We start from the raw sequence: 26,355 nt of genomic DNA on the forward strand, positions 1-26,355 counted from the left end.
TCACCATTCCAGCAAGGGGTAGCCGTATTTCGCACAGGTGTGTTGGGCCAAAGGCGCAACTATGTCATCCGGTTCGAGGGGTTCTACAAAAGGCTCGTCCGCCACATCGGGCAGGTTGTCGGGTCTCCCCGCGCTGCTCGAGATCAGGGCATATTTCAGGTTCGGGCAATCGAAGTGGTAAATCGAATGTTCACTTCCATCCGCTCCGTCCTTGCGGGCGTGCAATTGCGTGACGCCGCCGCCAAAATCCTTGCTGGCCACTTCGAAATGCTTGTTGACGGTATCGAGCGGGTTTTCGATCTCATTCTCGGACGCGCTCGCGCCGGAGGCAATCATGAGATGGCAAAACACAGCGGCAATCCCGAGTTTGATGCTGCTCTGCATGGTCACAACCCCTGCCCCGGTTTCACGTTTTTCAATTCCATCGCCTGCGCCGGGTCGCGCATCATCTGGGCGATGATGTCCTGACGCTTGATGTCCTTGCGGTGGCGCAGGGTCAGCACGATGGCGCCGATCATGGCGACCAGCAGGATCAGGCCCGCAAGCTGGAACAGCAGAAAATACTGGTCATAGAGGATCACGCCCAGCGCCTCGGTGTTGTGACGGTCCACCGGGACCGGCTGCGCCAGATTGGCCGCCGCGCCTTCCGCGCTCTGCCATGCCCCGAAGGCCATCACGAATTGCATCAGGATCACCAGACCGATCAGCAGCGCCAGCGGCATGTACCGCGCCATTTCCGCCTTCAACTCGGCGAAATCCACGTCCAGCATCATGACGACAAACAGGAACAGCACCGCGACAGCACCGACATAGACGATGATCAGCAACATGGCGACAAATTCGGCCCCCAGCAGCACGAACAGCCCCGCCGAGGACAGAAAGGACAGGATCAGCCACAGCACCGAATGCACCGGCTGGCGGCTGATCACCGTGAACAGCCCGCCCGCGATGGCGCTGATGGCGAAGAGGTAGAAGGCAAAGACAGTCATGTTTCTTCCTCCCCGGTGTCGCCCATCACCTCTTTGGCGAGGTCCAGTGCGCGGGTCATGGCCGGAATGCCGGCAAAGACCGACATCTGGCCGATTGTCTCGACGATCTCTTGTTTGCGCGCGCCCGCTTCAAGCGCGTGACGCACGGTCTGGCGCACCGCTGTGTCAGCCTGCGCGCCCTGCATGGTCAGCCCGGCCAGGGTCAGCAGCAGACGGGTCTTGGCGTCGAGCCCGTCCTTGTTGACCGCGTTGCCGAACATCATCTCCATGGCTTCCTTGGGCATGGTCGGCCACAGCGCTTCAAAGCCTTTGGGATTGAAGCTTTCCAATGCCGGATTGAGCGCCTTGGCCATGTCCTGAGCCTGCGCCATCATTGCCTCAAACGGGTTCGTGGGTGTGTCACTCATCGGTAGGGTGCATCCAGTTCCAGATTGCGGGCGATCTCGGCCTCCCAGCGTTCGCCGTTATCAAGGAGCTTTTCCTTGTCATAAAACAGCTCTTCGCGGGTTTCCGTGGCGAATTCGAAATTCGGACCTTCGACGATGGCATCCACCGGGCAGGCTTCCTGGCAGAAGCCGCAATAGATGCATTTGGTCATGTCGATGTCATAGCGGGTGGTGCGGCGCGAGCCATCCTCGCGCGGCTCGGCGTCGATGGTGATGGCCTGCGCCGGGCAGATCGCCTCGCAGAGCTTGCAGGCAATGCAGCGTTCCTCGCCATTGGGATAGCGCCTGAGCGCATGCTCGCCCCGGAAGCGCGGGGACAGTGGGCCTTTTTCATGCGGGTAGTTGATGGTGGCCTTGGGGGCGAAGAAGTACTTCATGCCCAGCTTGAAGCCCTTCCAGAAATCCTGCAGCAGGAAGTATTTGGCGGCGCGGGTATAGTCGATCTGGGTCATGTCAGCCTCCGGTGCTCCAGCGGGCAAAGGCGCCCCAGAACCAGTCAAACTTGGCGGCGAAAGCCACAAAAACCACCCAGCCCAGCGAGAAGGGCAGGAAGACTTTCCAGCCCAGCCGCATGAGTTGGTCATAGCGGTAGCGGGGTGTGATCGCCTTGACCATCGCAAAGAGGAAGAAGAAGAACGCCATCTTGGCGACCATCCACAGCACCCCGTCGGGCAGGCCCGGAATGGGCGACAGCCAGCCGCCGAAGAACAAGAGCGAGATCAGCGCGCACATCAGGAAGATGGCGATATATTCGCCTGCCATGAACAGCAGGAACATGGTCGCTGAATATTCGACCTGATACCCCGCGACCAGTTCCGATTCCGCCTCGGGCAGATCAAAAGGCGGCCGGTTGGTCTCGGCCAGCGCCGAGATGAAGAACAAAAACACCATCGGGAAATGCGGCAGCCAGTACCAGTTGAACAGGCCCAGATTGCCGTCCTGCGCCTGCACGATGGCGCCGAAATTCATCGACCCTGTCGACAGGATCACACCGATGATGATCAGCCCGATAGAGACCTCGTAGGAAATCATCTGCGCCGCAGAGCGCAGCGAGCCAAGGAACGGGTATTTCGAGTTCGACGCCCAGCCGCCCATGATCACGCCATATACCTCAAGCGAGGAGACGGCGAAGACATAGAGGATGGCGACGTTGATGTCGCTCAGCACCCAGCCATCGTTGAACGGGATCACCGCCCAGGCGATCAGGGCCAGCACAAAGGACGTCAACGGCGCGAGGATGAACACGGTGCGGTCGGCCCCGGCGGGGATGACCACCTCTTTCACCACGTATTTCAGCGCGTCAGCCACCGATTGCAGCAGGCCATAGACGCCGACCACGTTCGGCCCCCGGCGCATCTGGACTGCGGCCCAGATCTTGCGGTCGCCATAGACCAGAAACAGAAGCGAGATCATCACGAAGGCCACGACCGCAAGCACTTGCGCCAGGATGATCAGGGCTATTCCGCCTGGGGTGTTAAAGAAATCTGCCATGCGTCCTCACACCGTGGGTATTCCGTTTTCCGCGCAATCCGCGACCATGACCTCTGCGTCAATGGTCTTGAGACCGCGTGGCAGGGTTGGCGAGATGGTGTAAACAGCATCCGCCGTCCACACGCCACCCTTTTCATCCATATTCGTGCGCAAATGCCGCGCAAAGCCATATCCCCGACTGAGCGTATATTGCGCCACCGCGCATTCGCCATAGCGGTCCACATCCGTCGCATCGCGCGCGCCGCGCATTCTCAGATCGACCTGCACCAGATCGCTGTCGAGCGCCGCTGTCTCGATCCCCAGATAGTCGGGGGCGAATTGCGACACCTCCTCCTGCGGGTTGGGCGCACAAGCGGCCAGAAGGGCCAGGGATATAAGCGCGGCTCGGGTCATTCGGCGGCGATCTTCCCGGCGCCGCGTGCCTTGGCCTGGGCCGACAGTTCGGCCATCAACTGGCTGGCCCGCGCAATCGGGTTGCTCAGGTAGAAATCGCGCAGCGCATAGCGGAAGCTGGCCTGTCCCAGAGAACCGGCAGCAAGCGTGTCGCCGGTGTTTTCGACCACCTGATCGACCAGTTTGAGATGCGGAACCGCCGCAATCAGAGCCTGACGCAACTGTGCCAGAGAGTCATAGGGCAACACCTCGCCCAGCTCACCCGAGAGCGCCCGCAGGATCGCCCAGTTCTCTTTCGCCTGCCCCGGCGCAAACCCGGCGCGCATCGCAAGCTGCGGGCGGCCTTCGGTGTTCACGAACAGACCCGCCTCTTCGGTATAGGCGGCACCCGGCAGGATCACGTCGGCGCGATGGGCACCACGATCGCCATGGCTGCCCTGATAGATCACGAAAGAGCCCTCTCCGATCTCGACTTCATCCGCGCCGAGGTTGTAGATCACATCCGCCTCGCCGACCGCGTCCATGCCGCGTTCATTGGTGGCATCCACATCCAGCGCGCCCACACGGCCTGCCGCCGTGTGCAGCACCAGCAGTCCGCTTTCGGTATTGGCGGCAACGGTTTGTGCAGCGGCCAGAACAGCGGCGCCATCAGCTTCCTGCAAAGCACCCTGCCCGACAATCACCAGCGAGCGCTTGCCACGGATCTCGTCATCGCCGCCCATATCGACGACCTGTTGCAGCGCCGCACGGTCATCGCCCGCATGATAATATTCATAGGTCAGGTCCACCGCAGGCCCAACCAGCGCCACCTGTGCGCCATGGGTCCAGGCCTTGCGGATGCGCGCGTTCAGCACCGGTGCCTCATCGCGCGGGTTGGTCCCGATTAGCAGGATACGCTCGGCGCTGTCGATATCCTCGATGGCAGCAGTGCCGACATAAGCCGCGCGATTGCCAGCAGGCAACTTTGCCCCGTCCGTGCGGCATTCCACGACGCCGCCCTTGCCCTCGACCAGTTGCTTCAGCGCAAAAGCAGCCTCGACCGGGGTCAGGTCACCGACGATCCCGGCCAGTTTCTCCGCACCGGTGATCGCGCTTGCCGCTGCTGACAGCGCCTCGGGCCATGTGGCCGGTTTCAGTTTGCCGTCGACCCGGATGTAAGGCTGGTCCAGCCGCTGGCGGCGCAGACCGTCCCAGACAAAACGGGTCTTGTCGGAAATCCATTCCTCGTTCACGCCATCATGGTTGCGCGGCAGCATCCGCATCACTTCGCGCCCCTTTGTATCGACCCGAATGTTCGAGCCCAGCGCATCCATCACATCAATGCTCTCGGTCTTGCTCAGTTCCCAGGGCCGCGCAGTGAAGGCGTAGGGTTTGGAGGTCAGCGCCCCCACCGGACACAGATCAATGATGTTGCCCTGCAGGTTGCTGTTCAGCGTCTCGCCCAAGTATGAGGTGATCTCGGCATCTTCGCCACGTCCGGTCTGACCCATCTGGGTGATCCCCGCCACCTCGGAGGTGAAGCGCACGCAGCGGGTACAGGAGATGCAGCGCGTCATATGGGTTTCAACCAGCGGCCCCAGATCGAGGTCGTCCGAGGCGCGTTTCGCCTCGCGGAATCGGCTGAAGTCCACACCGTAAGCCATTGCCTGGTCTTGCAAATCACATTCGCCGCCCTGATCGCAGATCGGGCAGTCCAGCGGGTGGTTGATGAGCAGGAACTCCATCACGCCTTCGCGGGCCTTCTTGACCATGGGCGAGTTGGTCCTGACCTGCGGCGCCTGTCCTTCGGGGCCGGGACGCAGATCGCGCACCTGCATCGCGCAAGAGGCGGCGGGCTTGGGCGGGCCGCCTACGACCTCGACCAGACACATCCGGCAATTGCCCGCGATGGACAGCCGCTCGTGATAACAGAAGCGCGGGATTTCCACCCCGGCCTGTTCACAGGCCTGGATCAGGGTCATCGCCCCATCCACCTCGATCTCGGTGCCATCAATATTGACTTTGCGAAGGTCAGACATAGAGGTTTCGTCCTTTCGGCAGAGCAAGCGTCTGCACGACGCCCGCATCTTGCAGCACCGCTAATAGACGGGGCTGCGTAACATTTGATTGCGCGGGGGCGACGGATCCGGTCTTGACCCCCACCCGGCCATAGCCACTGGTGCTGGTCTGACAGGCCGAAAGAGCCAGAATAAGCCCAAACACACCAATATTCGTGGCTCTCAGCCCCATCTCACCGCGCCCTCAGATAAACGCCAACGGCGCTGTTGCGTTCGATTTCCGCGCGCCCCAGCACGCAGAAGCTCTCAGGGTTGCCATAGCTGACGCCGTTTTGCGCCAGATAGGCCTCGCCCTTGCGGCGCATGCGGACCTTTTCGGCATCGGAATCCACATAGGCGCGGATTTCGCGGTCCGAGTAGCCCAGCGCATTGGCTTTGGACTTCAGATCCCAGATCACCCCGATCGCCTTCAGCCGACGACCGGAGATGCTGTCGCATTGCTTGTCGATCTCATTGGCGATGGCGATGAAATACAGCTCGTTGTCGATCTCGGCCACATCGCGCAGGGGCGGTTTGGCCTCGCCCATGGTGGGCAGGGTCAGGGCAAGGGCCAGCAGGGCGGTTTTGCAAGTGGTCATGCGATATCCTTTCGTTCTGGAAGGTCCAGAACGCCCATCGGCGCGCGCGCTATGCAATAACAGCGGCCGCCTGCGGAAGGGATATGCGATAACAGGGCTCATGGGCGCTGACAGACCCCCTGAAAGGTCAGCCGCCCATCGACGATCCGCAACTGAGCCGGATCCGTATCGGGACCGACCGCCCATTTGATGTCGGAATTGCCGTAATTCTCGATGCAATAGCGGGTGCCCTGATAGCGGCCCGCTTCGCGTGCGCCATCCAACGACCTGGCGACGTCATCAATGGTCACCGTGAACTCGGCGCGCGTCTTGCGCTTGTCCACGGCAGAGGCCTTGGTACGGAAGGCCTGCCCATCAAACAGGACCTGATCCTTCTCGCTCTGACCGCAGGCTGCCAGTGCGCCAACAAGGCAGAGCGCCAAAGGCCGTAAATAGAGGGTGTTTGCAGACATTCTCGTTCCCTATTCCGCCGCAATCTGTGCGCAGCCATGGTTGCGCCACATGCGGGCCTCTTTCAGATAGGCCCAATCGAACGCCTGCTCGCTGGCCCCATGGGCGCGCAGGTGATCCAGTCGGGCAAGCGCCTCATCCAATGTCGGCTCGTGCCCGGCAGGCACCCACCACATGACGAAGTGCATCTGGCCCAGCAATTCGAACCACTCAGCGCGGCGCTCATAGAACTGCTTGTGGATGGTGCCCCAGACAAAGCGTTCCAGGCTCGCGACATCCTTCCAGACGGTCAGGTTGGACACCTGCTGCGGGTCGCCACCAATTGCGTTTTCGGTATTTCCCGTGCCCGGCTCGCCTGAGCCTTCCATCATCCAGACAAAGCCCGGCATCCGCTTGCCAAGCCCGTTGATGCCGTCGAGATTGGCCATGAACTCGGCCACGCGCGGATCATCGGTGGGCGCCAGCAAGCGACCGATATTAAGCTCGGCCAGATGATATCCGTCAGGTTGCGTCAAAACAGGCCCACCAATGCCAGCAGACCGATCAGGATCATGCAGAGCCATCCGCCCACATAAGCAAACGAGCGCAGGCTCATGTTCGGGCCGCCCAGCCCCTGCACATGGATCACCAGCATCAGGATGCGCGCCACCAGCGCCAGAGAGGCCAGCAGGTTCACCCAGAACGGGCTTGCACCCACCAGGATCGCTGCAACAACCACGGTCAGAAAGGCGGGCAGTGTCTCGGTGCAGTTCAGATAGGCGCGGTTCATGCGATAGGCACGGTCGGAATAATCCTGCTCGGGCGTCGCGCCGGGGGCCAGCCCCTTGGCCTGCTTGGCCAGCGCGGTGAAGGGCGACATCACCAGAATGATCAGGGTGAAGATCACCAGCGCGGCAATCGCGTGGGAATACGCACCAAATACTTCCATATGTTCCACTCCTCTGTTCCCGATCCAGCGGAGCCTCCTTGAGGTCTCAGGATCGTATGTCGTTCTGTTTCGTCGCGGTACCGATCAAGCTACTCCGCTTTTTGAGCTAGAGGCCTCATATGCGCGCGCCTGTTACTTTGCTATCAGAAGCGCCGAATTGACGCTTTGCTTTTGAACTTCGGCGCTTGCAGCTGCGCAAAGATTGTCAGTGCGTGGATTAACTCCATATTGACTGCCAATATCAGCCTCGGCTTGTGCCATCGCCGTTTGCACCGCTTTGCGACGCGATAGAGCCGCAAAAGAGCCGCGCCCCTGTTCGTTCCGGCGCTCGTTTATCTCAGAGTCGAGTCGCGTATCGAATTCATAACTGTCACACCCGTTTGCGAGCAACCGCCCTACGCGAACAGAGCCGTAATAAGATTCAAGCGGCAACTCATAGAGCTTGACCTGAGCAGCGTTCAAATCAGAGGGGACAGATGCTCTCGACACCGCACCAGTGGTTGTTTGACAAGCAGAAATTGCCAAAGCGCCCGCCAGCACCACCCAAATCTTAGATAATTTCATCTCTTTTTCCTGCCTACTCTGCCGCCATAGCGCCCATACGCCCCGATTTCTGTGCCTTGATACGGTCTTCGATCTCTTCGCGAAAGTTGCGGATCAGGCCCTGGATCGGCCAGGCAGCCGCATCCCCAAGCGCGCAGATCGTATGGCCCTCGACCTGTTTGGTCACGTCGAACAGCATGTCGATCTCTTCCAACTCGGCCTCGCCGCGCACCAGACGGTCCATCACCCGCATCATCCAGCCGGTGCCCTCGCGGCAGGGTGTGCATTGGCCACAGCTTTCATGCTTGTAGAATTTCGACAGCCGCCAGATCGCCTTGATGATGTCGGTGGATTTGTCCATCACGATCACCGCCGCCGTGCCCAGACCCGAGCCCAGATCGTTGCGCAGATGGTCGAAATCCATGATCGCGTCTCGCATATGCTCGCCGCGCACACAGGGAACGGACGAGCCGCCCGGGATCACCGCCAGCAGATTGTCCCAGCCGCCGCGAATGCCGCCGCAATGGGTCTCGATCAACTGCTCGAAGGGGATCGACATCGCCTCTTCGACCACGCAGGGGTTGTTCACATGCCCCGAGATCGCAAACAGCTTGGTGCCCGCATTGTTCTGCCGCCCGAACCCGCTGAACCAGTCCGGCCCGCGCCGCAGGATCGTGGGCACAACGGCGATGGATTCCACGTTGTTCACCGTGGTCGGACAACCATAAAGCCCCGCCCCCGCCGGAAAGGGCGGTTTCATGCGCGGCATGCCCTTGCGCCCCTCAAGGCTTTCCAGCAGCGCGGTTTCCTCGCCGCAGATATAGGCGCCCGCGCCGTGATGCAGAAAGATGTCGAAATCCCAGCCTGAACCGGCGGCGTTGCGCCCGACCAACCCGGCCTCATAGGCCTCGTCGATCGCGGCCTGCAGCGCTTCTTTCTCGCGGATGTATTCGCCACGGATGTAGATATAGCAGGCATGCGCGTTCATCGCGAAAGACGCGATCAGGCTGCCCTCGATCAGTGTGTGCGGATCATGGCGCATGATCTCGCGGTCTTTGCAGGTGCCGGGTTCGGATTCGTCGGCATTGACCACCAGATAGGCGGGCCGCCCGTCGCTTTCCTTGGGCATGAAGGACCATTTCAGACCGGTGGGAAAGCCCGCCCCGCCACGCCCGCGCAAGCCGCTGTCCTTCATGTTCTGAATGATCCAGTCGCGGCCCTTCTGGAGGATCCCGGAGGTGCCGTCCCAATGGCCGCGCGCCTGCGCGCCTTTCAGCGTGCGCTCATGCATCCCGTAGAGGTTGGTAAAGATGCGGTCCTGATCTTTCAGCATCGCCGGTTATCCCTGACTGTCCCGGCGCATGCGCCAGAGTTGCAATATATTGACGCCCGCATAAACAAACCCGGCCAGAGCGGCGAGGTCAAACAGCAGCGCATAGCGGCCCGGCAATCCGATCGCCGGACCGATGAACAGGGTCAGCGCCAGCCACGCCACCATGGTGATGGCGATCACCATCCCGATATGGCGGCCCTTGCGGGCGATGGCCTGTTCCTTGTCCATTCACGTCTCGCCGCCTAGTCAGCGGCTTTCCCTTCATAGCGCCAGCTGCCCTTGCGGCTGGCAAGTTCCTGTTCCCCGGCCAGCACAGCCGAGGGTTTCACACCCGGGCCGGTTTCCGGCGCGGGCGCCGCGGCGGGTGCCACCGCAGCTACCGGTTCAGGCTCAGCGACCGCGCGCGCCGGGGCCTCAACCACCGGAGCAGGCGTCTCCGGCTCGGGCGCCGACGCGGGAGCCGCCGGTTGCGGCGCTGCAGCGGGTGCCTCGGGCGCTGGCGCTGCCGGTTGGGGCGCAGGTTTCGGCGCGGGCACTGACGCGGCCTCGTCGTTTGCATCCGGGCACAGGAAACGCGACACCACAAAACCGATCACGGAGAACACCACCAGTCCGGCAATCGCCGCGCCGATCAGACCGGCGCCGCCGATGACCATGTAGAGCACCGCAAAGCCGACACCGCCGAACCCCGCCGCGCGCCAGCCGCGCGATGCGCAGCTTTTCTGATTGCTGTTACCGGTCATCCGTCGTCTCCCAATCGTGCTCAGTCTTCGTTTGCCCCGTCTTTTCTGGTGCGTTTGGCGAATTCAGTTTCTTTTCCTGCAGCCAGATCGGCAGCCTGCGCGATCCAGCCATCCCGTTCGATCCGGCCCTTGAACTTCAACCGGCTGTCGACCCAGGCGACCTGTTCCGGCGACCATGCGGCGATCTGGTCAAAATGATAAAAGCCCAGCTCATTGAGGGTCTGTTCCAGTTTCGGCCCGACCCCCTTGAGCAGTTTGAGGTCATCCGCATTGCCGTCGCGCGGGGCGTCCAGCGTGTCAGGCGCCTCTTCCGCTGCCGCTTCGGGCGCGGGCTTGGCGGGCGCGGGTTTGGTCGCTTTTGCCTCCGCAGCCTGTTTCACCGCCGGTTTCGGGGTCTCGGGCGCGGGTGGTGGCATGTCCTTGGCGTCGCGGCTGACAACCTTGCCATCCTTGCCCACCCACGGGGTCAGCAGCGGCACTTCACTGCCGTCAATCCGCTTGATCGTGTCGCCGATATCCGTAGCCAGCGCAACCGAGGCATTTTGCGCCGGTTTGCCGCTGTCATATTCGGTCAGGCTGGTCAGCCCGCTCAAAGGCTCACAGGCATAGCGCCCGTTCTGCGGCCCCGGAGTGGGCACTTTGCCAGCCGCCATTTCATCGATGACCCGGGCCAGGCTCTCGGTGGTCAGATCCTCATAATAATCTTTGCCGATCTGTGCCATCGGCGCGTTGGTGCAAGAGCCGAGGCATTCCACCTCTTCCCAACTGAACTTGCCATCATCGGAAACCACATGCGGCTTTTCAGCGATCTTCTCGCGGCAGACCGCCACGAGGTCCTCGGCACCGCAGATCATGCAGGAGGTGGTGCCGCAAATCTGGATATGCGCAACGGATCCAACCGGTTGCAGTTGAAACATGAAATAGAACGAGGCCACTTCCAGCGCCCGGATATAGGCCATGCCCAGCATATCCGCGACGGATTCGATCGCAGCGCGGGACAGCCATCCCTCCTGTTCCTGCGCGCGCCACAGAAGCGGAATGATCGCGCTGGCCTGCCGCCCGTCGGGATATTTGGTGATCTGCCCCTCGGCCCAGGCCAGATTGGCGGGCGTAAAGGCAAAGTTTTCGGGTTGATCGGGGTGAAGACGGCGCAGCATCAGGCGGCAACCTTTCCAGTCTTGAAAAAGTAGAGAGCGGAAAACAGGGCGAGGAAGCCAACACCGAAATGCGGCCACGGATTTGCGGACCAGTACAGCAGGCCGTCCAGTATGCCCAACCCGGCGAAGCCGATAAGCAGCGTGCCCAGCACTTTGACATCCTGGTACCTCAACGCAGCCAGCAGCAACGCGCCAAAGAACAGGTACCGCCCCCCCATGACCAGAGGCAATGTGTCGAGCAAATGATGGGTGCCCACCAATGCTTCGTCAGGTGACACAAAGAACCAGACGCCAAATGCCATCAGCAAGATGGCCGCCAGATAGCTGGCCGTGAGGAAGAAACGACGAGACAGCGTCATCGGTCAATTTCTCCGAATACCACATCCATGGTTCCGATGATCGCCGCGACATCGGCAAGCTGGTGCCCGCCTGCCACGTGATCCATCGCCTGCAGGTGTAGGAAACCGGGGGCGCGCAGTTTGGCCCTGTAAGGCTTGTTGGTGCCGTCGGCGACCAGATAGACGCCGAACTCGCCCTTGGGGGCCTCGACGGCGGCATAGACCTCGCCCGCCGGGACGTGGAAACCTTCGGTATAAAGCTTGAAGTGATGGATCAGGCTTTCCATCGAGGTTTTCATATCCGAGCGCGAGGGCGGCGTGATCTTGCCGCGCGCCAGTATGTCACCGGGGCAGTCGCGGATTTTGGCGATGGCCTGCCGGATGATATGCAGCGACTGGCGCATCTCTTCCATGCGGACGAGGTAGCGATCATAACAATCGCCATTCTTGCCCACCGGTACCTGAAACTCGAACTCGTTGTAGCATTCATAGGGCTGCGCGCGGCGCAGGTCCCAGGCGAGGCCCGACCCGCGCACCATCACGCCCGAGAAGCCGTATAGCTGGATGTCTTCCTCGGTAACCACGCCGATATCGCAATTGCGCTGCTTGAAGATGCGGTTCTCGGTCAGCAGCCCGTCGATATCGTCCATCACCGAGGGGAACTCGTGGCTCCATGTCTCGATATCATCGAGCAGAGCATCGGGCAGGTCCTGATGCACCCCGCCAGGGCGGAAATAAGCCGCGTGCAGACGCGCGCCACAGGCGCGTTCGTAGAACACCATCAACTTTTCGCGTTCCTCGAAGCCCCAGAGCGGCGGGGTCAGCGCCCCCACATCCATCGCCTGCGTGGTCACGTTCAGCAGGTGGTTCAGGATGCGGCCAATTTCGCTGTAAAGCACCCGGATCAGCGAGGCGCGACGGGGCACTTCCACCCCGGTCAGCTTTTCGATGGCCAGACACCAGGCATGTTCCTGGTTCATCGGGGCCACATAGTCGAGCCGGTCGAAATACGGCAGGTTCTGCAGGTAGGTGCGGCTTTCCATCAGCTTTTCGGTGCCACGGTGCAGCAGGCCGATATGCGGGTCAGCGCGTTCGACAATCTCGCCGTCCAGTTCCAGCACCATCCGCAACACGCCGTGGGCGGCGGGGTGCTGGGGGCCGAAATTGATGTTGAAATTGCGAATCTTCTGCTCGCCGGTCAGGGCGTCTTCATATCCTCGGGAGCCGTCCATTTAGCGATCCTCCGCACGATATGTCGCGCAAATCCCGTTATATTGTGCATCAGCGGTTTTTTTCAAAACCTCCGCCGCAGCCAGCAGCATCACCGCCGCCGTCATCAACTCAACAATCTCGGTCCAGAACGGGATCATCAGCGCTTCTCCAGTTCTTGCAGCTTGATCGCCATATACCAGGCCAGAAGCGGAACCCCGATCGGGACCAGACAAGCTGCGGCCCAGTATTTGTTGATGCCAAAAAACGGCAATAGTTTCAGCATCGGGATCGCGGTCAATGCACAGATCAGCCACAGCAAGCCGCCCATTATTCTGCCTCCTGCTTTTCATCGCCGGGCAGGATGTATTCCGCACCCTCCCACGGGCTCATGAAATCGAACTGGCGGTATTCCTGCACCAGCGAGACCGGCTCATAGACCACGCGTTTCTGCGCCTCGTCATAGCGCACTTCGGTGTAACCGGTGGTCGGGAAATCCTTGCGCAGCGGATGGCCGCGAAAGCCGTAATCGGTCAGGATGCGGCGCAGGTCCGGGTGGCCCGAGAACAGGATGCCGAACATGTCGAACACCTCGCGCTCGAACCAGTTGGCCGAGGGGTGTACGTCGATGATCGAGGCCACCATATCCTGCTCGCGGATCGACACCCGCAGGCGGATGCGCTGGTTCTGGTACATGCTGAGCAGGTGATAGACCACGTCGAAGCGTTGCGGGCGCTCAGGGTAGTCGACCGCAGTGATATCCACCAGTGTCGAGAACTTGCAGGTCGGGTCGGATTTGAGGAACTCGATAAAGCCCAGAATGTTGGATGCTGTCACATCCATGTTCAGCTCACCATGGCTGATCTCCCAGGACAAAACGCAGTCGGAACGTTTCAACTCGATATGGGTCCCGAGTTCCTGAAGTGCGTCGCTCATCTTGTCATCTCCATCCACGCGCGGGTCATCGCACGATTTCCATCCACGCGCGGGTCATCGCACGATTGTCCCGGTGCGGCGGATTTTGCGCTGCAGCTGCATCAGACCGTATAGCAGCGCCTCGGCGGTGGGCGGGCAACCGGGCACGTAGATATCGACCGGCACGATCCGGTCACATCCACGCACCACGGAATAGCTGTAATGATAATAGCCGCCGCCATTGGCGCAGGACCCCATCGAGATCACATAGCGCGGCTCTGGCATCTGGTCGTAGACCTTGCGCAGGGCGGGTGCCATCTTGTTGGTCAGCGTCCCGGCCACGATCATCACGTCCGACTGGCGCGGGCTGGCGCGCGGCGCGATGCCGAAGCGTTCGGCGTCATAGCGCGGCATCGAGGTATGCATCATCTCGACCGCGCAACAGGCCAGACCAAAGGTCATCCAATGCAAGCTGCCGGTGCGGGCCCAGTTGATGATGTCTTCGGTCGAGGTCAGCAGAAAGCCCTTGTCCTGCAACTCGGCGTTGAGGGCCTGGGTGGCGACCTCTTTGTCGACGCCAGCGGTGTTTGCTCCGGTCATCAGTCCCATTCCAGCGCCCCCTTCTTCCATTCATAGGCGAAGCCGATGGTCAGAACCCCCAGGAAAATCATCATCGACCAGAACCCTACATCCGAGATGTCCTTGAAGGCCACGGCCCAGGGAAACAGAAAGGCGATTTCAAGGTCGAAAATGATGAACAGGATCGAGACCAGATAGAACCGGACATCGAATTTCATCCGCGCATCATCGAAGGCGTTGAAGCCGCATTCATAGGCGCTGACCTTTTCGGGGTCGGGATTGCGGACCGCCAGCACGACGGCGGCGAGAATCAGGACAATGCCCAAACCCACCGCGACGGCCAGAAACACCAGAATCGGGAGGTATTCCCGCAACAGCTCTTCCACGAATGGCTCCTTTCCCGCGCGGCCCGCGTCGGGCGCACCGTCAATTGGCGAGTTGACGTGTCATTCTGTACCGCCGCACCCTTGGGGCGTCAACCAAGCGGCGGCCCGGGGGGCGTGGAATATCGTCGCATAAGCATGGGATTGTTCAAATATTTTCGTGACTATGCGACGTTGCCAAGATGCGGTGCAATGACCGTTGCAGTACCCGGTGCATCCCACCCTTGCCCGCCATGCTCGGCCAGTTCGAATGTCAGCCTCTCCGGCCCCCAGACGAAGCCCATCATGTATCCGCGATAATCCATGCCCTTGTTGCGCATTTTCACGCCTGCCCGTTTCGGCTCCGCCAGCGTCGCATCCAGATCGTCAACAGCAACGGCGAAATGGGGGAACCCGATGGCCGACAGATCCCGGTTATGCTCGTTCTGTGGCGCGGCGGGTGTCTGGTATTTCAACAATTGGATGTCGAATTAGGGCACCGCCCCGTTGAGTACCATCGTGACATGCTCGGCTTCGATCCCCGGGACGCCAAGATACTGCTGTATAACCGGCCCCAGATGACCTTTGTGAGCGTTTCCTCAAACCCGAACAGAGACAGAAACTCTATCGCCGGCTCGACTTCGGTCACGACGATGGGCATGTGGTTGGGGGTCCAGAGCATGTCGGTCTCCTGCGCAGGTGCCTTTTTGGGCGCGCGTACAGGATTTCTCTGACAGGCGTTAAGGCTTGGCGGCAAAAGACGCCGGTCTGCGGTCGAAAAAAGCGGCGATCCCTTCTCTGGCTTCTTCGGTTTCCCAACGCGCGACAAGCGCCTCTATCGTGGCGTCGATGACCGCGTCGTCAATGCGCGGCCCAAGGCTGCGCGCCAGCGCCTTGGCCGAGGCCACGGCACCCGGCCCGCATGTCAGGTAAGGCACGACCTCGGCTTCGACCGCCTCGCTCAGGGCCTCTGCTGGTACCGCGCGCGCCAGCAGTCCAAGCTCGACGGCTTCAGCGGCGCCGAACACGCGCGCCGACATGAAGACCCGCCGCGCCCGCGCCTCGCCCATGCGTGCGATCACATATGGCCCGATCGTGGCCGGGATCAGGCCCAGCCGGGTTTCGGTCAGCCCCATCTTCAGGCCCTCGACCCCGATCGCCGCGTCACAGACCGAGGCCAGCCCGACACCGCCGCCAAAGGCATTGCCCTGCAACGCGCCGATCAGCGGTTTGGGGAGCGTGTTGAGCGCCTGCAACATCTCAGCCAGCTTGCGCGCCTCGATGAAGCGCGTTTTGCGGTCGGCCCCCATCTGCGCCTGCATCCAGCCCAGATCGCCACCCGCGCAAAAAGATGTGCCCGCAGCGGTCAAAACGACCACCCGCACCGCGTCATCACTCGCCAACTGCGCCGCCGCTGTTGAAAGATCCGCCAACATCTGCCCCGACATCGCATTGTGTTTTTCGGGCCGGTTCAACGTCAGGGTCGTCACGCCGCGCGTGTCTGTCTCCAGCTTGAGTGTCTCGAACATCCGCTCTCCTCTCGTGCCAAAATTCCTGCAAGAGTTTTGCACGGGGTTTCAAATCGTTTGTGTCACCCGGCCCGCATGGCGCGCGCCGTATCTGCCGCTTCAGCCAGCACATCCGCGTCGAGCCCGGTCTCGTAACCCAGCCGTTCCAGATGCGCGGCAACCGCTTCGGTGGCAACATTGCCCGCGGCACCCGGCGCGAAGGGGCAACCGCCCAGACCTCCCGCAGCGGCGTCAAAGACCCGGACCCCCAGCGACAGGGAGGCATCGATATTGTCCAGCGCATGACCGCCCGTGTCGTGGTAATGCCCGGCCAGCCGGGTCACCGGCACCACCTCGCGCACCGCCAGCAGCATCCTTGCGATACTGTCGGGCTTGCCCTGCCCCAGCGTGTCCCCGAGCGAAATCTCATAGCAGCCGAGACCAAACAGGCGATCGGCCACCTCAGCCACCTTTTCGGGCGGGGTCGGCCCGTCATAGGGGCAGTCCGCCACGCAGGAGACATAGCCCCGCACCGGCAGGTCGATATGGCGGGCCGCTTCCAGAATGGGTTCGAACCGCGCAATCGACTCATCTATGGAGGCGTTGATATTGGCCTTGGAAAACCCCTCGGAAGCCGAGGCAAACACCGCGATCTCATCGACTTTGGCCGCCAGTGCATCCTCGTAGCCGCGCATGTTGGGCACAAGCGCCGCATAGCGGATGCCGTCGGCACGGGTGATGCCACCCAACACCTCGCCTGATCCCGCCATCTGCGGCACTCGCTCAGGCGAGACGAAACTGGCCATCTCGATCCGAGAAAACCCGGCCCGGCTCAGGCAGTCGACCAGCGCGATCTTATCGGCGACCGGAATATCGCGCGCCTCGTTCTGCAACCCGTCCCGAGGTCCGACCTCGAAAATCTCGACCCGCTCGCTCATCCCGGCATCCTTCCTTGGTTCTTTCCGCGCGACATGCGCGGCACCTGTCGTCGCAGCCTGCGCCGCGCCCGGTTGGGACGCAACCTCATTCCTCCTGCAGGCGCACCAAGGCTGCGCCCGCCTCAACCTGCGCACCCTCAGCAGACAGCACTTCGGCCACCACACCGTCGCGGGCTGCCAGCAGCGCATGTTCCATCTTCATCGCTTCCAGAACTGCAAGCCGGTCGCCTTCGCGGACCCGCTGCCCGGGTTCTGCAAACACCGCCTTGACCAGTCCCGGCATCGGCGCCTCGATCACATTGGTGTCACCGCCTGCCGCGGCATCGCGATCCAGCGGGTCGAGAATGTCGAATGCCAACCCGAACCTGTCGAACACGGTCACGGTGGCCCCTGACAACGCGGTATCCGGCATCGCCTGCCCGCCGATCCGCCAGCGTCCGTCGCGGCGTTCGGCCCGGATATGATCGGATTCCACCTGCCAGAGTTGGAGATCAGGGTTCATAACCTGCACATCCACCGCAATGGTCTCACCCTGACGGCCCAGATGCGCAGCCCTGTGCAGTGGCGCCCACAGAGTGAAGCCGGTGTCGTCATCTGTCTCCACCAAACCAAGCGCCCGCATCGCGGCGGCGACCACATGGCGGAGCTCGGGCCCATCGTCGTGGATCAGTGTTTCCAGATCGCGCCCGATCAGCCCGGTATCCACGTCGCCTGCGGCAAAACCCGTGTGTCGGGTGAGCGCTCCGAGAAAGCCCAGATTGGTCACCGTGCCACCGACCTGCGTGCCACGCAGGGCGCGATCCAGCTGTGCCAGCGCCACGGCGCGGGTGGGACCATGCACAACAACCTTGGCGATCATCGGGTCATACCACGGGCTGATCGTGTCGCCCGCCCGCACTCCGCTATCGGCCCGGCATCCCTGCGGGAAGCGCAGATGGGTCAGCGTTCCGGTGGCAGGCAGGAAGCCCTTGGGCACATCCTCGACATAAAGCCGTGCCTCAAAGGCGTGACCGGTGATCGACAGATCCTCCTGCGCCGTGGGCAGTGCCTCACCCGAGGCGACGCGCAACTGCCATTCGACCAGATCAATGCCGGTGATCGCCTCTGTGACGGGGTGTTCGACCTGCAGGCGGGTGTTCATCTCCATGAACCAGAACCGGTCCGGGTGCAGCCCGTCCGAGGCATCAACGATGAACTCCACCGTGCCTGCGCCTTTGTAGCCAATGGCCTCGGCGGCGCGCACACCCGCCTGCCCCATCACTTCGCGCATCTCGGACGTCATACCCGGCGCGGGGGCCTCTTCGATCACCTTCTGATGGCGGCGTTGCAGGGAACAATCCCGCTCGAAGAGATGCACCGCATGGGCCCCATCGCCAAAGACCTGAACCTCGATATGGCGGGGTTTGGAGACGAATTTCTCAACCAGCACGGCGTCATTACCGAAGGCGGTGCGCGCCTCGCTCCGGGCGCTGTCGAGCGCGGCTTGGAAGTCCTGTGGCTGTTCAACCAGCCGCATCCCCTTGCCGCCGCCACCCGCGACCGCCTTGATCAGAACCGGATAGCCGATGATGTCGGCCTGAGCGGCCAGATACGCAGGGTCCTGATTGTCACCGTGATAGCCGGGCACAACCGGCACGCCTGCCTGTTCCATCAGCACCTTGGCCGCGTCCTTGAGACCCATCTTGCGGATCGCCTCCGCAGAGGGCCCGATGAAGGTCAGCCCCGCCGCATCGACAAGGTCAACGAAACCGGGGTTCTCGCTGAGGAACCCGTATCCCGGATGGATCGCCTGCGCGCCGGTATCCAGCGCCGCCTCAATGATCACATCGCCGCGCAGGTAGCTGTCCGCCGGGGCCGCACCGCCGATATGGACGGCTTCATCCGCCATCTGCACATGTTTGGCACCCGCATCGGCATCCGAATAAACCGCCACGCAAGAGACACCCATCGTTTGCGCGGTCTCCATGACCCGGCAGGCAATCTCGCCCCGGTTAGCAATCAGTATCTTGCTAAACATCGCCACCCTTCCCAAAATCCTCGATCAGCCGGAACCGTTCGCAGACCAGCTCCATCTCGGGGGACCAGCCGCCATTGCGCTCGAAATATGCGCGGTGATCGGCGCGCCAGCCTTCCAGATCATCGTTCTCGCCCTCGGCCAGCGCGAAGTCGGCATCCACATCGCAATACCGGCGCTGGGTGACCTCGACGGTTTCGATCACAAGTGCGGCGTTGCCGTCCCAATCCAGCGCGATGTCCTGACGCCCGACCTCTGGATACACATCGCCACCGCTATGATAGTCGCGCAACGCCCCGCAGGTGGCCGTCTTGCGGCCCGACCGGACGAGGGCCAGAAGCTGGTCGCACAGGGTGCGGCTGTCGCCGAAAGTGAAGGTCTCGGCCTTGGGATAGCGTGTTTGCGCCTGCGCAAGCTTGAGACTCATGACGATTGCTCCGTGCTCTGAACGGTTGTGTCATAGAGATCGCCTGCGTCCGGCATTGGTAGATCGGTCAGGATCGCGCCATACGGGGGAATCTTTGAGCCTGTAAGACAGGAACGATCCCGGATACCCGGTTCACCGGTCGCAAGTACCACTGCCTCACCAATTTCAGTTTTCAAGCCTTCGCCTTCTACAGGCTCTCCCCTAACTTCCGTGAGCCAAAGCGCGGTCCCCTTACCGGGGATGGAGAACACATCCTGTACCTTCGCCGAAAACGCCATGCTCACATCCGGAACACGCCGAAACGTGTCTCCTCTATAGGTGCATTCAAAGCGGCGCTCAGCGACAGGGAGAGCACGTCGCGGCTTTTGCGCGGGTCGATGATGCCGTCATCCCAGAGCCGGGCCGAGGCGTAGAGCGGGTGGGACTGTTCCTCGAACATCTCGATGGTGGGGCGTTTGAAGTCGGCCTCCTCCTCGGGGGTCCAGGTGCCGCCCTGCCGCTCGATCCCGTCGCGTTTGACGGTGGCCAAAACGCCCGCCGCCTGCTCGCCGCCCATCACCGAGATACGGGAATTTGGCCAGGTCCAAAGGAACCTCGGCTGATAGGCGCGGCCCGCCATGCCGTAATTCCCGGCCCCGAACGAGCCCCCGACAAGCATGGTGATCTTGGGTACATTTGTGGTCGCCACCGCCGTCACCATCTTGGCGCCGTGCCGGGCGATGCCCTCGTTTTCGTATTTGCGACCAACCATGAAGCCGGTGATATTCTGTAGAAAAACCAGCGGGATATTGCGTTGAGAGCAGAGCTCGACGAAATGCGCGCCCTTCTGGGCGGCCTCGGAAAACAGCACGCCGTTATTGGCGATGATGCCGATGGGGCAGCCCTTGAGATGGGCGAAGCCGGTCACCAGTGTCTCACCGAACCGCGGCTTGAACTCATCGAAACGCGAGCCATCGACCAGCCGTGCGATCACCTCGCGAATGTCATAAGGTGTGCGCAGGTCGCCCGGCACCACGCCGAGGATTTCCTCAGGGTCATAGGCCGGGTCCTCGGGTGTGGCCCAATCCACGGTCTGCGGCTTGCGGCGGTTGAGGCTTTGGACCGCGCGGCGCGCCAGGGCCAGCGCATGGGCGTCATCCTCGGCCAGATAATCGGCCACACCGGACAGGCGGGTATGGACATCGCCGCCGCCCAAATCCTCGGCGCTGACCACCTCGCCCGTCGCGGCCTTGACCAGAGGCGGACCGGCCAGAAAGATCGTACCCTGATCGCGCACGATGATGGTCACATCGGACATGGCGGGCACATAGGCTCCACCCGCCGTGCAAGACCCCATCACAACGGCGATCTGAGGGATGCCCTTGGCGCTCATCCGCGCCTGATTGTAGAAGATGCGGCCAAAGTGATCGCGATCCGGGAAGACCTCATCCTGATTGGGCAGGTTGGCGCCGCCTGAGTCCACAAGATAGATGCAGGGCAGATGGTTCTCCTCGGCGATCTCCTGCGCGCGCAGGTGTTTCTTGACCGACATCGGGTAGTAGGTGCCGCCCTTCACGGTGGCGTCGTTGCAGACCACCATGACCTCGTGGCCCTGCACCCGGCCAATACCCGCGATGACCCCTGCAGAGGGCGCGGCATCGCCATACATCCCATGCGCCGCTGTCGCGCCGATCTCAAGGAACGGAGACCCCGGATCGAGCAGGTTCGCCACCCGACGGCGTGGCAGCATCTTGCCGCGAGATTCGTGGCGTGCCCGGGATTTCTCGCCACCGCCCATACGGGCCGCTTCAGCGGCCTCAGCGATCTGCGCCAAGGCGTCAAGATGGGCTGCGCGGTTTGCCTTGAAACCCTCGGAGGCGGGCATGGCTTTGGATGTGAGTTTCATTGCCTTGCCTCGCTATTGATCAAGTTCATTTGCCGAGCGTTCAAGAATCCTCAGGGCATGCCAACTTCCCAAAGCATCCGAATACTCGCAAACTGTTTGCTTCGACACACCGTCGACTTTCACGGTCTCGCAATTCGGCATCATGCCAACGAGAGAAGCCATTATCGCATCGTCTTTCATTTCTTCGGCAGTGGGAGGCGTTGCATGATCCAATCGAATGACTTGCGGAATCTGAGGCCACTTTGTTGCCACTTCATCCCGCATCCATGCCGTTACTTCTGCTATGCAAGTTTCCGGTTCTGGATTCAAAATGGCCAAATCGCACATTTTTCGTCCTTGCGAGATGCATTGCGCATCCATTGGAATTGCAAGTGGCACATTGGGAACCAATTCGGTGCAGGTTGTCAAAAAGACTCTGGTTTCAAACACTTGGTTATCGGTTGTCTCAGCGTACGATGGAGTGCTGAAGACGGAGGGCAACGCGACAAGCCAACAAGCTATTCTTTTACCCAGTTTCATAAACCAGCCTCTTCTTTTGCAATTCGCTTCAATTCCTTGCGGATCACCTTCCCCGTCACCGTCATCGGCAATTCCTCCAGAAACGCCACCTCGCGCGGGTAGGAATGCTGGGCCTGCGCGTCGAGATGGGCGGCACAGTTTGCCTTGAAACCCTCGGAGGCGGGCATGGCTTTGGATGTGAGTTTCATAACGCTTCAACCTCGAAGAAAAAATTCAGAATGGGTTTCGAGCAAAAAATCCATGCCAATACCGACGCGGACGCAAAAAAAACAAGGAATACAAACCCGCTGGCTCCCAGTGATAGGAAGATCGCCACCAGGAGTAGTGGTACTCCCACTTGAAACATAAGCAGTTGGTTCAACGGCAATTTGGATCGCAATCTGAGCCGAGCTCCGCAGCCGGAACATCCAGCGAAATGCTGCACAGGCCACCAAGCGACACCACCTTTGAATGTCGTTCTCAGCGCAAAATTATTCTGTGCATTCCCGCAGCGAGGGCAGCAAAAATCTGATTTCGACAAGGGGTTCATGACGTTTCCTCCGCCTCCATCCGCTTCAATTCCTTGCGGATGACCTTTCCGGTGACCGTCATCGGCAGTTCCTCCAGAAACGTCACTTCGCGCGGATAGGAATACTGCGCCAGCCGGGCCTTGACCCAGTCCTGCAACTCAACACCCGAGGCCTCGGCTCCCGGTTTCAGCACGACATAAGCCTTCACGATCTCGGTGCGCAGCTTGTCGGGCTTGCCAACCACACCCACGGTCGCCACCGCCGGGTGGGTTAGCAGGCAATCCTCGATCTCGGACGGGCCGATGCGGTAGCCCGACGAGGTGATCACGTCATCCTCGCGGCCCACGAAACGCAGGTAGTCGCCCTCCCATATGCCTCGGTCGCCGGAGATCAGCCACTCGCCACTAAATTTCTCAGCCGTGGCTTGCGGATTGTTCCAGTATTCCAGCAGCATCGAGGCCGAGCCACGCCGGACCCCCACATCGCCCTCTCCATCGGTCGGCGCGCCACTCTCGTCGAGCACCGCAACCTCATGCCCCGGCACCGGCTTGCCGATACAGCCGGGTTGCACCGGGAAATCCTCGGCGCAGGAAGACACCACCATGTTGCATTCGGTCTGGCCGTAAAACTCGTTGATGGTCAACCCAAACGCCTTTTGCCCCCAGGCCAGCATCTCTGCCCCCAGCGGCTCGCCGCCCGAGGCAACCGAGCGCAGGCCGGGGATGGCCTGATCCGCCGCTTTCAGCATCCTGAGCGCAGTGGGCGGGAAGAACACGTTGCGCACGCTGCCGCGCACGATCACATCTGCCGCTGCCTGCGGGCTGAACTTGTCCAGCCGTGCGGCCACCACCGGGATGCCCAGCGCCAGGCCCGGCATCAGCACATCAAAGAGCCCGCCGATCCAGGCCCAGTCGGCCGGGGTCCAGAGGCAATCGCTTGCGCGCAGATGGTTATGGCTGATCGACACACCCGGCAGGTGGCCGGTCAGCACCCGGTGCCCGTGCAGCGCGCCTTTGGGTTTGCCCGTGGTGCCCGAAGTATAGATCAGCACCGCCGGGTCGTCGGGACCGGTTGCAGACCGTGTTACGGCAGGGCCATCCCGCCCGATCTCCGATGCAATCAGCGGCGTGGCGAGATCGCCCAGCAGCGCCGCCCCTTCGGGGTCGGTCAGCACCAGCTCAAGCCCGGCATCCGCGATCCGGCTGCGCAAAGCGTCGCGCTGGAACAGCTTGAACAGCGGCACCGAGATCGCGCCCAGCGACCAGATCGCCAGATGCGCTGCAGCGCCCCATGGCGACTGGCCCAGCAACACGCCGACGCGATCCCCGCGCTGGACACGACCCGCCAACGCGCGCGTAATGCCATCCGCCATCGCGTCCAACTCGCCGTATGAGATGTCGCGCCGCTGCGGTCCGGTCAGATCGATGATCGCCAATTGATCGACAGGCTGCGACAGGCATTGCGTGGCCATGTTGAGACGGTCGGGCAGGTCCCAGCCCCCATCCGGGTGCAACCCCGGTATGCGCCTAGTGGCACCCATCGCATCGCCCTGTTTTTGTTGATGTTTCGCCCGCAATAGGCAGCGCATAAGGCAGCGTCTCTTGATCCAGATCAGGGCAGCGCTGCGGCGGAACGGGGAAAACCCCCGCATCACCCAATTCACAGACAAGAGACATACAATGAAACTCCGAAACGCTCTTTTGACCTCGGCCCTTGCCATGGTCGCGATCACCGGCCCCGCCCTTGCGCAATCGCAGGGCGACTGGACCCTTGGTGTTGGTGTCGGCTATCTCCACCCCAAATCCGACAATGGCACCGTTGCCGGAACCGAGCTGAATGTCGGCAATGACACCCGCCCGATCTTCACCGCCGAATATTTCGTCCGCGACAATCTGGGCGTCGAACTGCTGGCTGCGACCCCGTTCGAGCATGATCTGTCGCTGAGCGGCGTCGGCAAGATCGGCAGCACCAAGCATCTGCCGCCCACCCTGTCGCTGAACTACCACTTCCCAACCCAGAGCAAGTTCACGCCTTACGTGGGCGCCGGGATCAACTACACCATCTTCTTTGACGAAGATTCCGCGCTGGGTGATCTGTCGATCGAGAACTCCTGGGGTCTCGCGCTGCAGGCCGGTGTGGATTACCAGATCAGCGATGCGGGCTCGATGCGTCTGAACGTGCGCTGGTTCGACATCGACTCGGACGTCAAGCTGGACGGCACCAAGATCGGCAAGGCCGAGATCGATCCCTGGCTGGTCGGCCTGACCTACGTGCACCGGTTCTGAGCCGTTGATCCTTGCGGGCGTGGTCATGGGTCATTCACCCAGCCACGCCCGTTCAAGATAGATCGCCTGATCGGCGGTCAGGCGCAGCAGACAGTTCAGCCCGGCAGGTCCGGTGCCGCTGCCGCCGCCCCATTGCGACATCTCGAAATCACAGGTCGTGTCGCGATAGGCGATCCATTTGCGCTGCATCTCGCGCAGGGCCGGGGTAATCTTCGGCGCGCTGGTGCCCCATTGCGCCGAGTCGGCATCCGAGGCCTGCGCCTTGGACAACAGGGAGCCATAGGCCGCGTTCAGCCAGCCATCCCATTGCGTGACCTCCTGATCGAGGCAATAGCCCATGCCCACCGTGGTCTCGCCCCCGGGATTGTTGGTCATGCAGGCCTCGGCTGCCTTGCCCGCACAAGCCCGGCGCGCCGCCGGGTCGGCGGTTGCGGCCAGACAGGTTTGCGTCGGCGCGATCGAGAAATTCAGATCCTGCGCCTGCGCCGGTGCGGCCCCAAACAGGGCGACTGCCGCAACAACCAAAGCCGGGCGCATCACATCGCCCCCATCAATTCGCGCCCGACCAGCATCCGGCGGATTTCCGAGGTGCCCGCCCCGATCTCCATCAGTTTGGCATCCCGGAAGATACGGCTGACCGGCGCATCGGCCAGAAAGCCCGCCCCACCCAGCGCCTGCACCGCCTGATGCGCCTGGGCCATGCCCTGCTCGCTGGCATAAAGGCAGCAGGCGGCGGCGTCCTGGCGGGTCACGGTGCCCCGGTCACAGGCCTTGGCGACCTCGTAGACATAAGCGCGGGTAGAGTTCATCGCGGTGTACATGTCGGCGATCTTGGCCTGCATCAGCTGGAAATTCCCGATCGGCTGGCCGAACTGCTTGCGCTCGACCATATAGGGCATGACCTCATCCATGCAGTTTGCGATGAGGCCCGGCCCGATGGCAGCCAGCACAACGCGTTCATAATCGAGGCCCGACATCAGCACCTGAACGCCCTTGCCTTCTTCGCCCAATACATTCTCGAACGGCACTTCGACATCCTCGAAGATCAGCTCAGCCGTGTTCGAGCCGCGCATCCCCAGCTTGTCGAAATGCGGCGAGGTCGAAAAGCCCGTCATCTGTTTCTCGATCAGAAAGGCGGTGATGCCTTTTGGTCCGGCCTCGGGGTCGGTCTTGGCATAGACCACCAGCGTGTCGGCATCCGGCCCGTTGGTGATCCAGTATTTGTTGCCGTTCAGCCGATAATGATCGTTGCGTTTCTCGGCGCGCAGCTTCATCGACACCACGTCAGACCCCGCCCCGGCCTCGGACATGGCCAGTGCGCCGACATGTTCGCCCGAGAGCAGGCCCGGCAGATATTTACGCTTCTGCGCCTCGGTGCCGTTCAGATTGATCTGGTTCACGCAGAGGTTCGAATGCGCGCCGTAGGACAGCGAGACCGAGGCGCTGGCCCGCGCGATTTCCTCAACCGCGACCGCATGGGCGAGATAACCCATCCCTGCCCCACCGTATTCTTCGGAAACCGTGATGCCCAAGAGGCCTAGTTCGCCCATCTCGCGCCAAAGCTCGTTGGGGAATTTGTTGGAGGCGTCGATTTCAGTCGCCATCGGGCGAACCCGTTCCTGCGCCCAGCGATGGACCATCTCGCGCAGGGCATTCACATCCTCACCCAGGTCGAATTTCATGTTCGCGTTGAACATCGCCGGCCTCCCTTCCCGATTATTGAACAAGTGTTCATATAACACCCGAAAATGCGCCCGTC

General features: G+C 61.7%; 36 protein-coding genes. 1 reads left to right on the forward strand and 35 read right to left on the reverse strand.

The window, feature by feature from the left end:
* From M3P21_RS10525 to M3P21_RS10685, 33 genes are all read right to left on the reverse strand, one after another.
* Complete coding sequence (locus M3P21_RS10525; RefSeq protein WP_249709906.1) at positions 1 to 390, reverse strand: hypothetical protein; 390 nt, start codon at positions 388 to 390, stop codon at positions 1 to 3.
* A complete protein-coding gene (locus tag M3P21_RS10530; protein WP_249709908.1) occupies positions 387 to 989 on the reverse strand; it encodes an NADH-quinone oxidoreductase subunit J in 603 nt (200 codons plus the stop codon). Before M3P21_RS10530 ends, M3P21_RS10525 begins: the two co-directional genes overlap by 4 nt.
* Positions 986 to 1,396, reverse strand: coding sequence for a carboxymuconolactone decarboxylase family protein (locus M3P21_RS10535; protein WP_249709909.1), 411 nt, complete (start codon positions 1,394 to 1,396; stop codon positions 986 to 988). Before M3P21_RS10535 ends, M3P21_RS10530 begins: the two co-directional genes overlap by 4 nt.
* Positions 1,393 to 1,887, reverse strand: coding sequence for an NADH-quinone oxidoreductase subunit NuoI (nuoI, locus tag M3P21_RS10540; RefSeq protein WP_249709910.1), 495 nt, complete (start codon positions 1,885 to 1,887; stop codon positions 1,393 to 1,395). Before nuoI ends, M3P21_RS10535 begins: the two co-directional genes overlap by 4 nt.
* 1 nt (position 1,888) lies before the next feature.
* Positions 1,889 to 2,926 carry an NADH-quinone oxidoreductase subunit NuoH gene (gene nuoH / locus M3P21_RS10545; protein ID WP_249709912.1) on the reverse strand — a complete coding sequence of 346 codons (1,038 nt, stop codon included), beginning with the start codon at positions 2,924 to 2,926 and terminating at the stop codon, positions 1,889 to 1,891.
* Positions 2,927 to 2,932: 6 nt separating this feature from the next.
* Positions 2,933 to 3,319, reverse strand: a complete 387-nt coding sequence (locus M3P21_RS10550; protein ID WP_249709913.1) for a YNQ4 family lipoprotein — start codon at positions 3,317 to 3,319, stop codon at positions 2,933 to 2,935.
* Positions 3,316 to 5,337, reverse strand: coding sequence for an NADH-quinone oxidoreductase subunit NuoG (gene nuoG / locus M3P21_RS10555; protein WP_249709915.1), 2,022 nt, complete (start codon positions 5,335 to 5,337; stop codon positions 3,316 to 3,318). Before nuoG ends, M3P21_RS10550 begins: the two co-directional genes overlap by 4 nt.
* A 212-nt stretch (positions 5,338 to 5,549) precedes the next feature.
* Complete coding sequence (locus M3P21_RS10560) at positions 5,550 to 5,954, reverse strand: DUF5333 domain-containing protein (protein ID WP_249709916.1); 405 nt, start codon at positions 5,952 to 5,954, stop codon at positions 5,550 to 5,552.
* Positions 5,955 to 6,052: 98 nt separating this feature from the next.
* Positions 6,053 to 6,406, reverse strand: a complete 354-nt coding sequence (locus M3P21_RS10565) for a hypothetical protein (protein ID WP_249709917.1) — start codon at positions 6,404 to 6,406, stop codon at positions 6,053 to 6,055.
* 9 nt (positions 6,407 to 6,415) lie between these two features.
* Complete coding sequence (locus M3P21_RS10570; RefSeq protein ID WP_249709919.1) at positions 6,416 to 6,919, reverse strand: DUF3291 domain-containing protein; 504 nt, start codon at positions 6,917 to 6,919, stop codon at positions 6,416 to 6,418.
* Complete coding sequence (locus M3P21_RS10575) at positions 6,916 to 7,332, reverse strand: MAPEG family protein (protein ID WP_249709920.1); 417 nt, start codon at positions 7,330 to 7,332, stop codon at positions 6,916 to 6,918. Before M3P21_RS10575 ends, M3P21_RS10570 begins: the two co-directional genes overlap by 4 nt.
* Before the next feature lie 132 nt (positions 7,333 to 7,464).
* Positions 7,465 to 7,896, reverse strand: a complete 432-nt coding sequence (locus tag M3P21_RS10580) for a hypothetical protein (RefSeq protein WP_249709921.1) — start codon at positions 7,894 to 7,896, stop codon at positions 7,465 to 7,467.
* Between the two features lie 13 nt (positions 7,897 to 7,909).
* Positions 7,910 to 9,208: an NADH-quinone oxidoreductase subunit NuoF gene (gene nuoF / locus M3P21_RS10585; protein ID WP_249709922.1), complete on the reverse strand. Its 1,299-nt coding sequence runs from the start codon at positions 9,206 to 9,208 to the stop codon at positions 7,910 to 7,912.
* 6 nt (positions 9,209 to 9,214) lie between these two features.
* Positions 9,215 to 9,436, reverse strand: coding sequence for a DUF5337 domain-containing protein (locus tag M3P21_RS10590; RefSeq protein ID WP_249709924.1), 222 nt, complete (start codon positions 9,434 to 9,436; stop codon positions 9,215 to 9,217).
* Between the two features lie 14 nt (positions 9,437 to 9,450).
* Positions 9,451 to 9,951 (reverse strand): hypothetical protein, encoded by a 501-nt coding sequence (locus M3P21_RS10595; protein ID WP_249709925.1) that lies wholly within the window; start codon positions 9,949 to 9,951, stop codon positions 9,451 to 9,453.
* 20 nt (positions 9,952 to 9,971) lie between these two features.
* A complete protein-coding gene (locus M3P21_RS10600) occupies positions 9,972 to 11,108 on the reverse strand; it encodes an NADH-quinone oxidoreductase subunit E (protein WP_249709928.1) in 1,137 nt (378 codons plus the stop codon).
* The gene (locus tag M3P21_RS10605) at positions 11,108 to 11,467 is read right to left on the reverse strand and encodes a DUF4267 domain-containing protein (RefSeq protein WP_249709929.1); all 360 of its coding nucleotides are present in this window, start codon (positions 11,465 to 11,467) and stop codon (positions 11,108 to 11,110) included. Before M3P21_RS10605 ends, M3P21_RS10600 begins: the two co-directional genes overlap by 1 nt.
* A complete protein-coding gene (locus M3P21_RS10610; protein ID WP_249709931.1) occupies positions 11,464 to 12,678 on the reverse strand; it encodes an NADH-quinone oxidoreductase subunit D in 1,215 nt (404 codons plus the stop codon). The genes M3P21_RS10605 and M3P21_RS10610 overlap by 4 nt, the downstream gene beginning before the upstream one ends.
* A complete protein-coding gene (locus M3P21_RS10615) occupies positions 12,679 to 12,816 on the reverse strand; it encodes a hypothetical protein (protein WP_249709932.1) in 138 nt (45 codons plus the stop codon).
* Positions 12,816 to 12,986: a hypothetical protein gene (locus M3P21_RS10620; RefSeq protein WP_249709934.1), complete on the reverse strand. Its 171-nt coding sequence runs from the start codon at positions 12,984 to 12,986 to the stop codon at positions 12,816 to 12,818. Before M3P21_RS10620 ends, M3P21_RS10615 begins: the two co-directional genes overlap by 1 nt.
* Entirely contained in the window at positions 12,986 to 13,591 is a 606-nt protein-coding gene (locus tag M3P21_RS10625) for an NADH-quinone oxidoreductase subunit C (RefSeq protein ID WP_249709935.1), read from the reverse strand. The genes M3P21_RS10620 and M3P21_RS10625 overlap by 1 nt, the downstream gene beginning before the upstream one ends.
* 54 nt (positions 13,592 to 13,645) lie before the next feature.
* Positions 13,646 to 14,179 (reverse strand): NuoB/complex I 20 kDa subunit family protein, encoded by a 534-nt coding sequence (locus M3P21_RS10630; protein WP_249709936.1) that lies wholly within the window; start codon positions 14,177 to 14,179, stop codon positions 13,646 to 13,648.
* Positions 14,170 to 14,535: an NADH-quinone oxidoreductase subunit A gene (locus M3P21_RS10635; RefSeq protein ID WP_249709937.1), complete on the reverse strand. Its 366-nt coding sequence runs from the start codon at positions 14,533 to 14,535 to the stop codon at positions 14,170 to 14,172. Before M3P21_RS10635 ends, M3P21_RS10630 begins: the two co-directional genes overlap by 10 nt.
* Positions 14,536 to 14,696: 161 nt before the next feature.
* Positions 14,697 to 14,987, reverse strand: coding sequence for a VOC family protein (locus tag M3P21_RS10640; protein ID WP_249709938.1), 291 nt, complete (start codon positions 14,985 to 14,987; stop codon positions 14,697 to 14,699).
* A gap of 264 nt (positions 14,988 to 15,251) precedes the next feature.
* A complete protein-coding gene (locus M3P21_RS10645; protein WP_249709940.1) occupies positions 15,252 to 16,040 on the reverse strand; it encodes a crotonase/enoyl-CoA hydratase family protein in 789 nt (262 codons plus the stop codon).
* Positions 16,041 to 16,102: 62 nt separating this feature from the next.
* Positions 16,103 to 16,957 (reverse strand): hydroxymethylglutaryl-CoA lyase, encoded by an 855-nt coding sequence (locus M3P21_RS10650; protein ID WP_249709941.1) that lies wholly within the window; start codon positions 16,955 to 16,957, stop codon positions 16,103 to 16,105.
* Between the two features lie 85 nt (positions 16,958 to 17,042).
* Positions 17,043 to 18,974, reverse strand: a complete 1,932-nt coding sequence (locus M3P21_RS10655) for an acetyl/propionyl/methylcrotonyl-CoA carboxylase subunit alpha (protein WP_249709942.1) — start codon at positions 18,972 to 18,974, stop codon at positions 17,043 to 17,045.
* Positions 18,967 to 19,398, reverse strand: coding sequence for an ASCH domain-containing protein (locus tag M3P21_RS10660; protein ID WP_249709943.1), 432 nt, complete (start codon positions 19,396 to 19,398; stop codon positions 18,967 to 18,969). Before M3P21_RS10660 ends, M3P21_RS10655 begins: the two co-directional genes overlap by 8 nt.
* Positions 19,395 to 19,676 carry a hypothetical protein gene (locus tag M3P21_RS10665; protein ID WP_249709944.1) on the reverse strand — a complete coding sequence of 94 codons (282 nt, stop codon included), beginning with the start codon at positions 19,674 to 19,676 and terminating at the stop codon, positions 19,395 to 19,397. Before M3P21_RS10665 ends, M3P21_RS10660 begins: the two co-directional genes overlap by 4 nt.
* Positions 19,677 to 19,678: 2 nt before the next feature.
* Positions 19,679 to 21,283: a carboxyl transferase domain-containing protein gene (locus tag M3P21_RS10670; protein WP_249709945.1), complete on the reverse strand. Its 1,605-nt coding sequence runs from the start codon at positions 21,281 to 21,283 to the stop codon at positions 19,679 to 19,681.
* 12 nt (positions 21,284 to 21,295) lie between these two features.
* Positions 21,296 to 21,802 (reverse strand): hypothetical protein, encoded by a 507-nt coding sequence (locus tag M3P21_RS10675; RefSeq protein WP_249709946.1) that lies wholly within the window; start codon positions 21,800 to 21,802, stop codon positions 21,296 to 21,298.
* The gene (locus tag M3P21_RS10680; RefSeq protein WP_249709947.1) at positions 21,799 to 21,990 is read right to left on the reverse strand and encodes a hypothetical protein; all 192 of its coding nucleotides are present in this window, start codon (positions 21,988 to 21,990) and stop codon (positions 21,799 to 21,801) included. Before M3P21_RS10680 ends, M3P21_RS10675 begins: the two co-directional genes overlap by 4 nt.
* A gap of 337 nt (positions 21,991 to 22,327) precedes the next feature.
* Entirely contained in the window at positions 22,328 to 23,851 is a 1,524-nt protein-coding gene (locus M3P21_RS10685) for an AMP-binding protein (protein WP_249709948.1), read from the reverse strand.
* 139 nt (positions 23,852 to 23,990) lie between these two features.
* Between M3P21_RS10685 and M3P21_RS10690 the strand changes: the two genes are divergently transcribed.
* On the forward strand, positions 23,991 to 24,596 hold the full coding sequence (locus M3P21_RS10690) for an OmpW/AlkL family protein (RefSeq protein WP_249709949.1): 606 nt from the start codon (positions 23,991 to 23,993) through the stop codon (positions 24,594 to 24,596).
* Between the two features lie 30 nt (positions 24,597 to 24,626).
* On the opposite strand, the gene M3P21_RS10695 is transcribed toward M3P21_RS10690, so the two are convergent.
* A complete protein-coding gene (locus M3P21_RS10695; RefSeq protein ID WP_249709950.1) occupies positions 24,627 to 25,133 on the reverse strand; it encodes a lysozyme inhibitor LprI family protein in 507 nt (168 codons plus the stop codon).
* Positions 25,133 to 26,293 carry an acyl-CoA dehydrogenase family protein gene (locus M3P21_RS10700; RefSeq protein WP_249709951.1) on the reverse strand — a complete coding sequence of 387 codons (1,161 nt, stop codon included), beginning with the start codon at positions 26,291 to 26,293 and terminating at the stop codon, positions 25,133 to 25,135. Before M3P21_RS10700 ends, M3P21_RS10695 begins: the two co-directional genes overlap by 1 nt.
* Positions 26,294 to 26,355 lie beyond the last annotated feature (62 nt).

This window comes from Ruegeria spongiae, from assembly GCF_023502395.1.
Lineage (GTDB): Bacteria > Pseudomonadota > Alphaproteobacteria > Rhodobacterales > Rhodobacteraceae > Ruegeria_C > Ruegeria_C spongiae.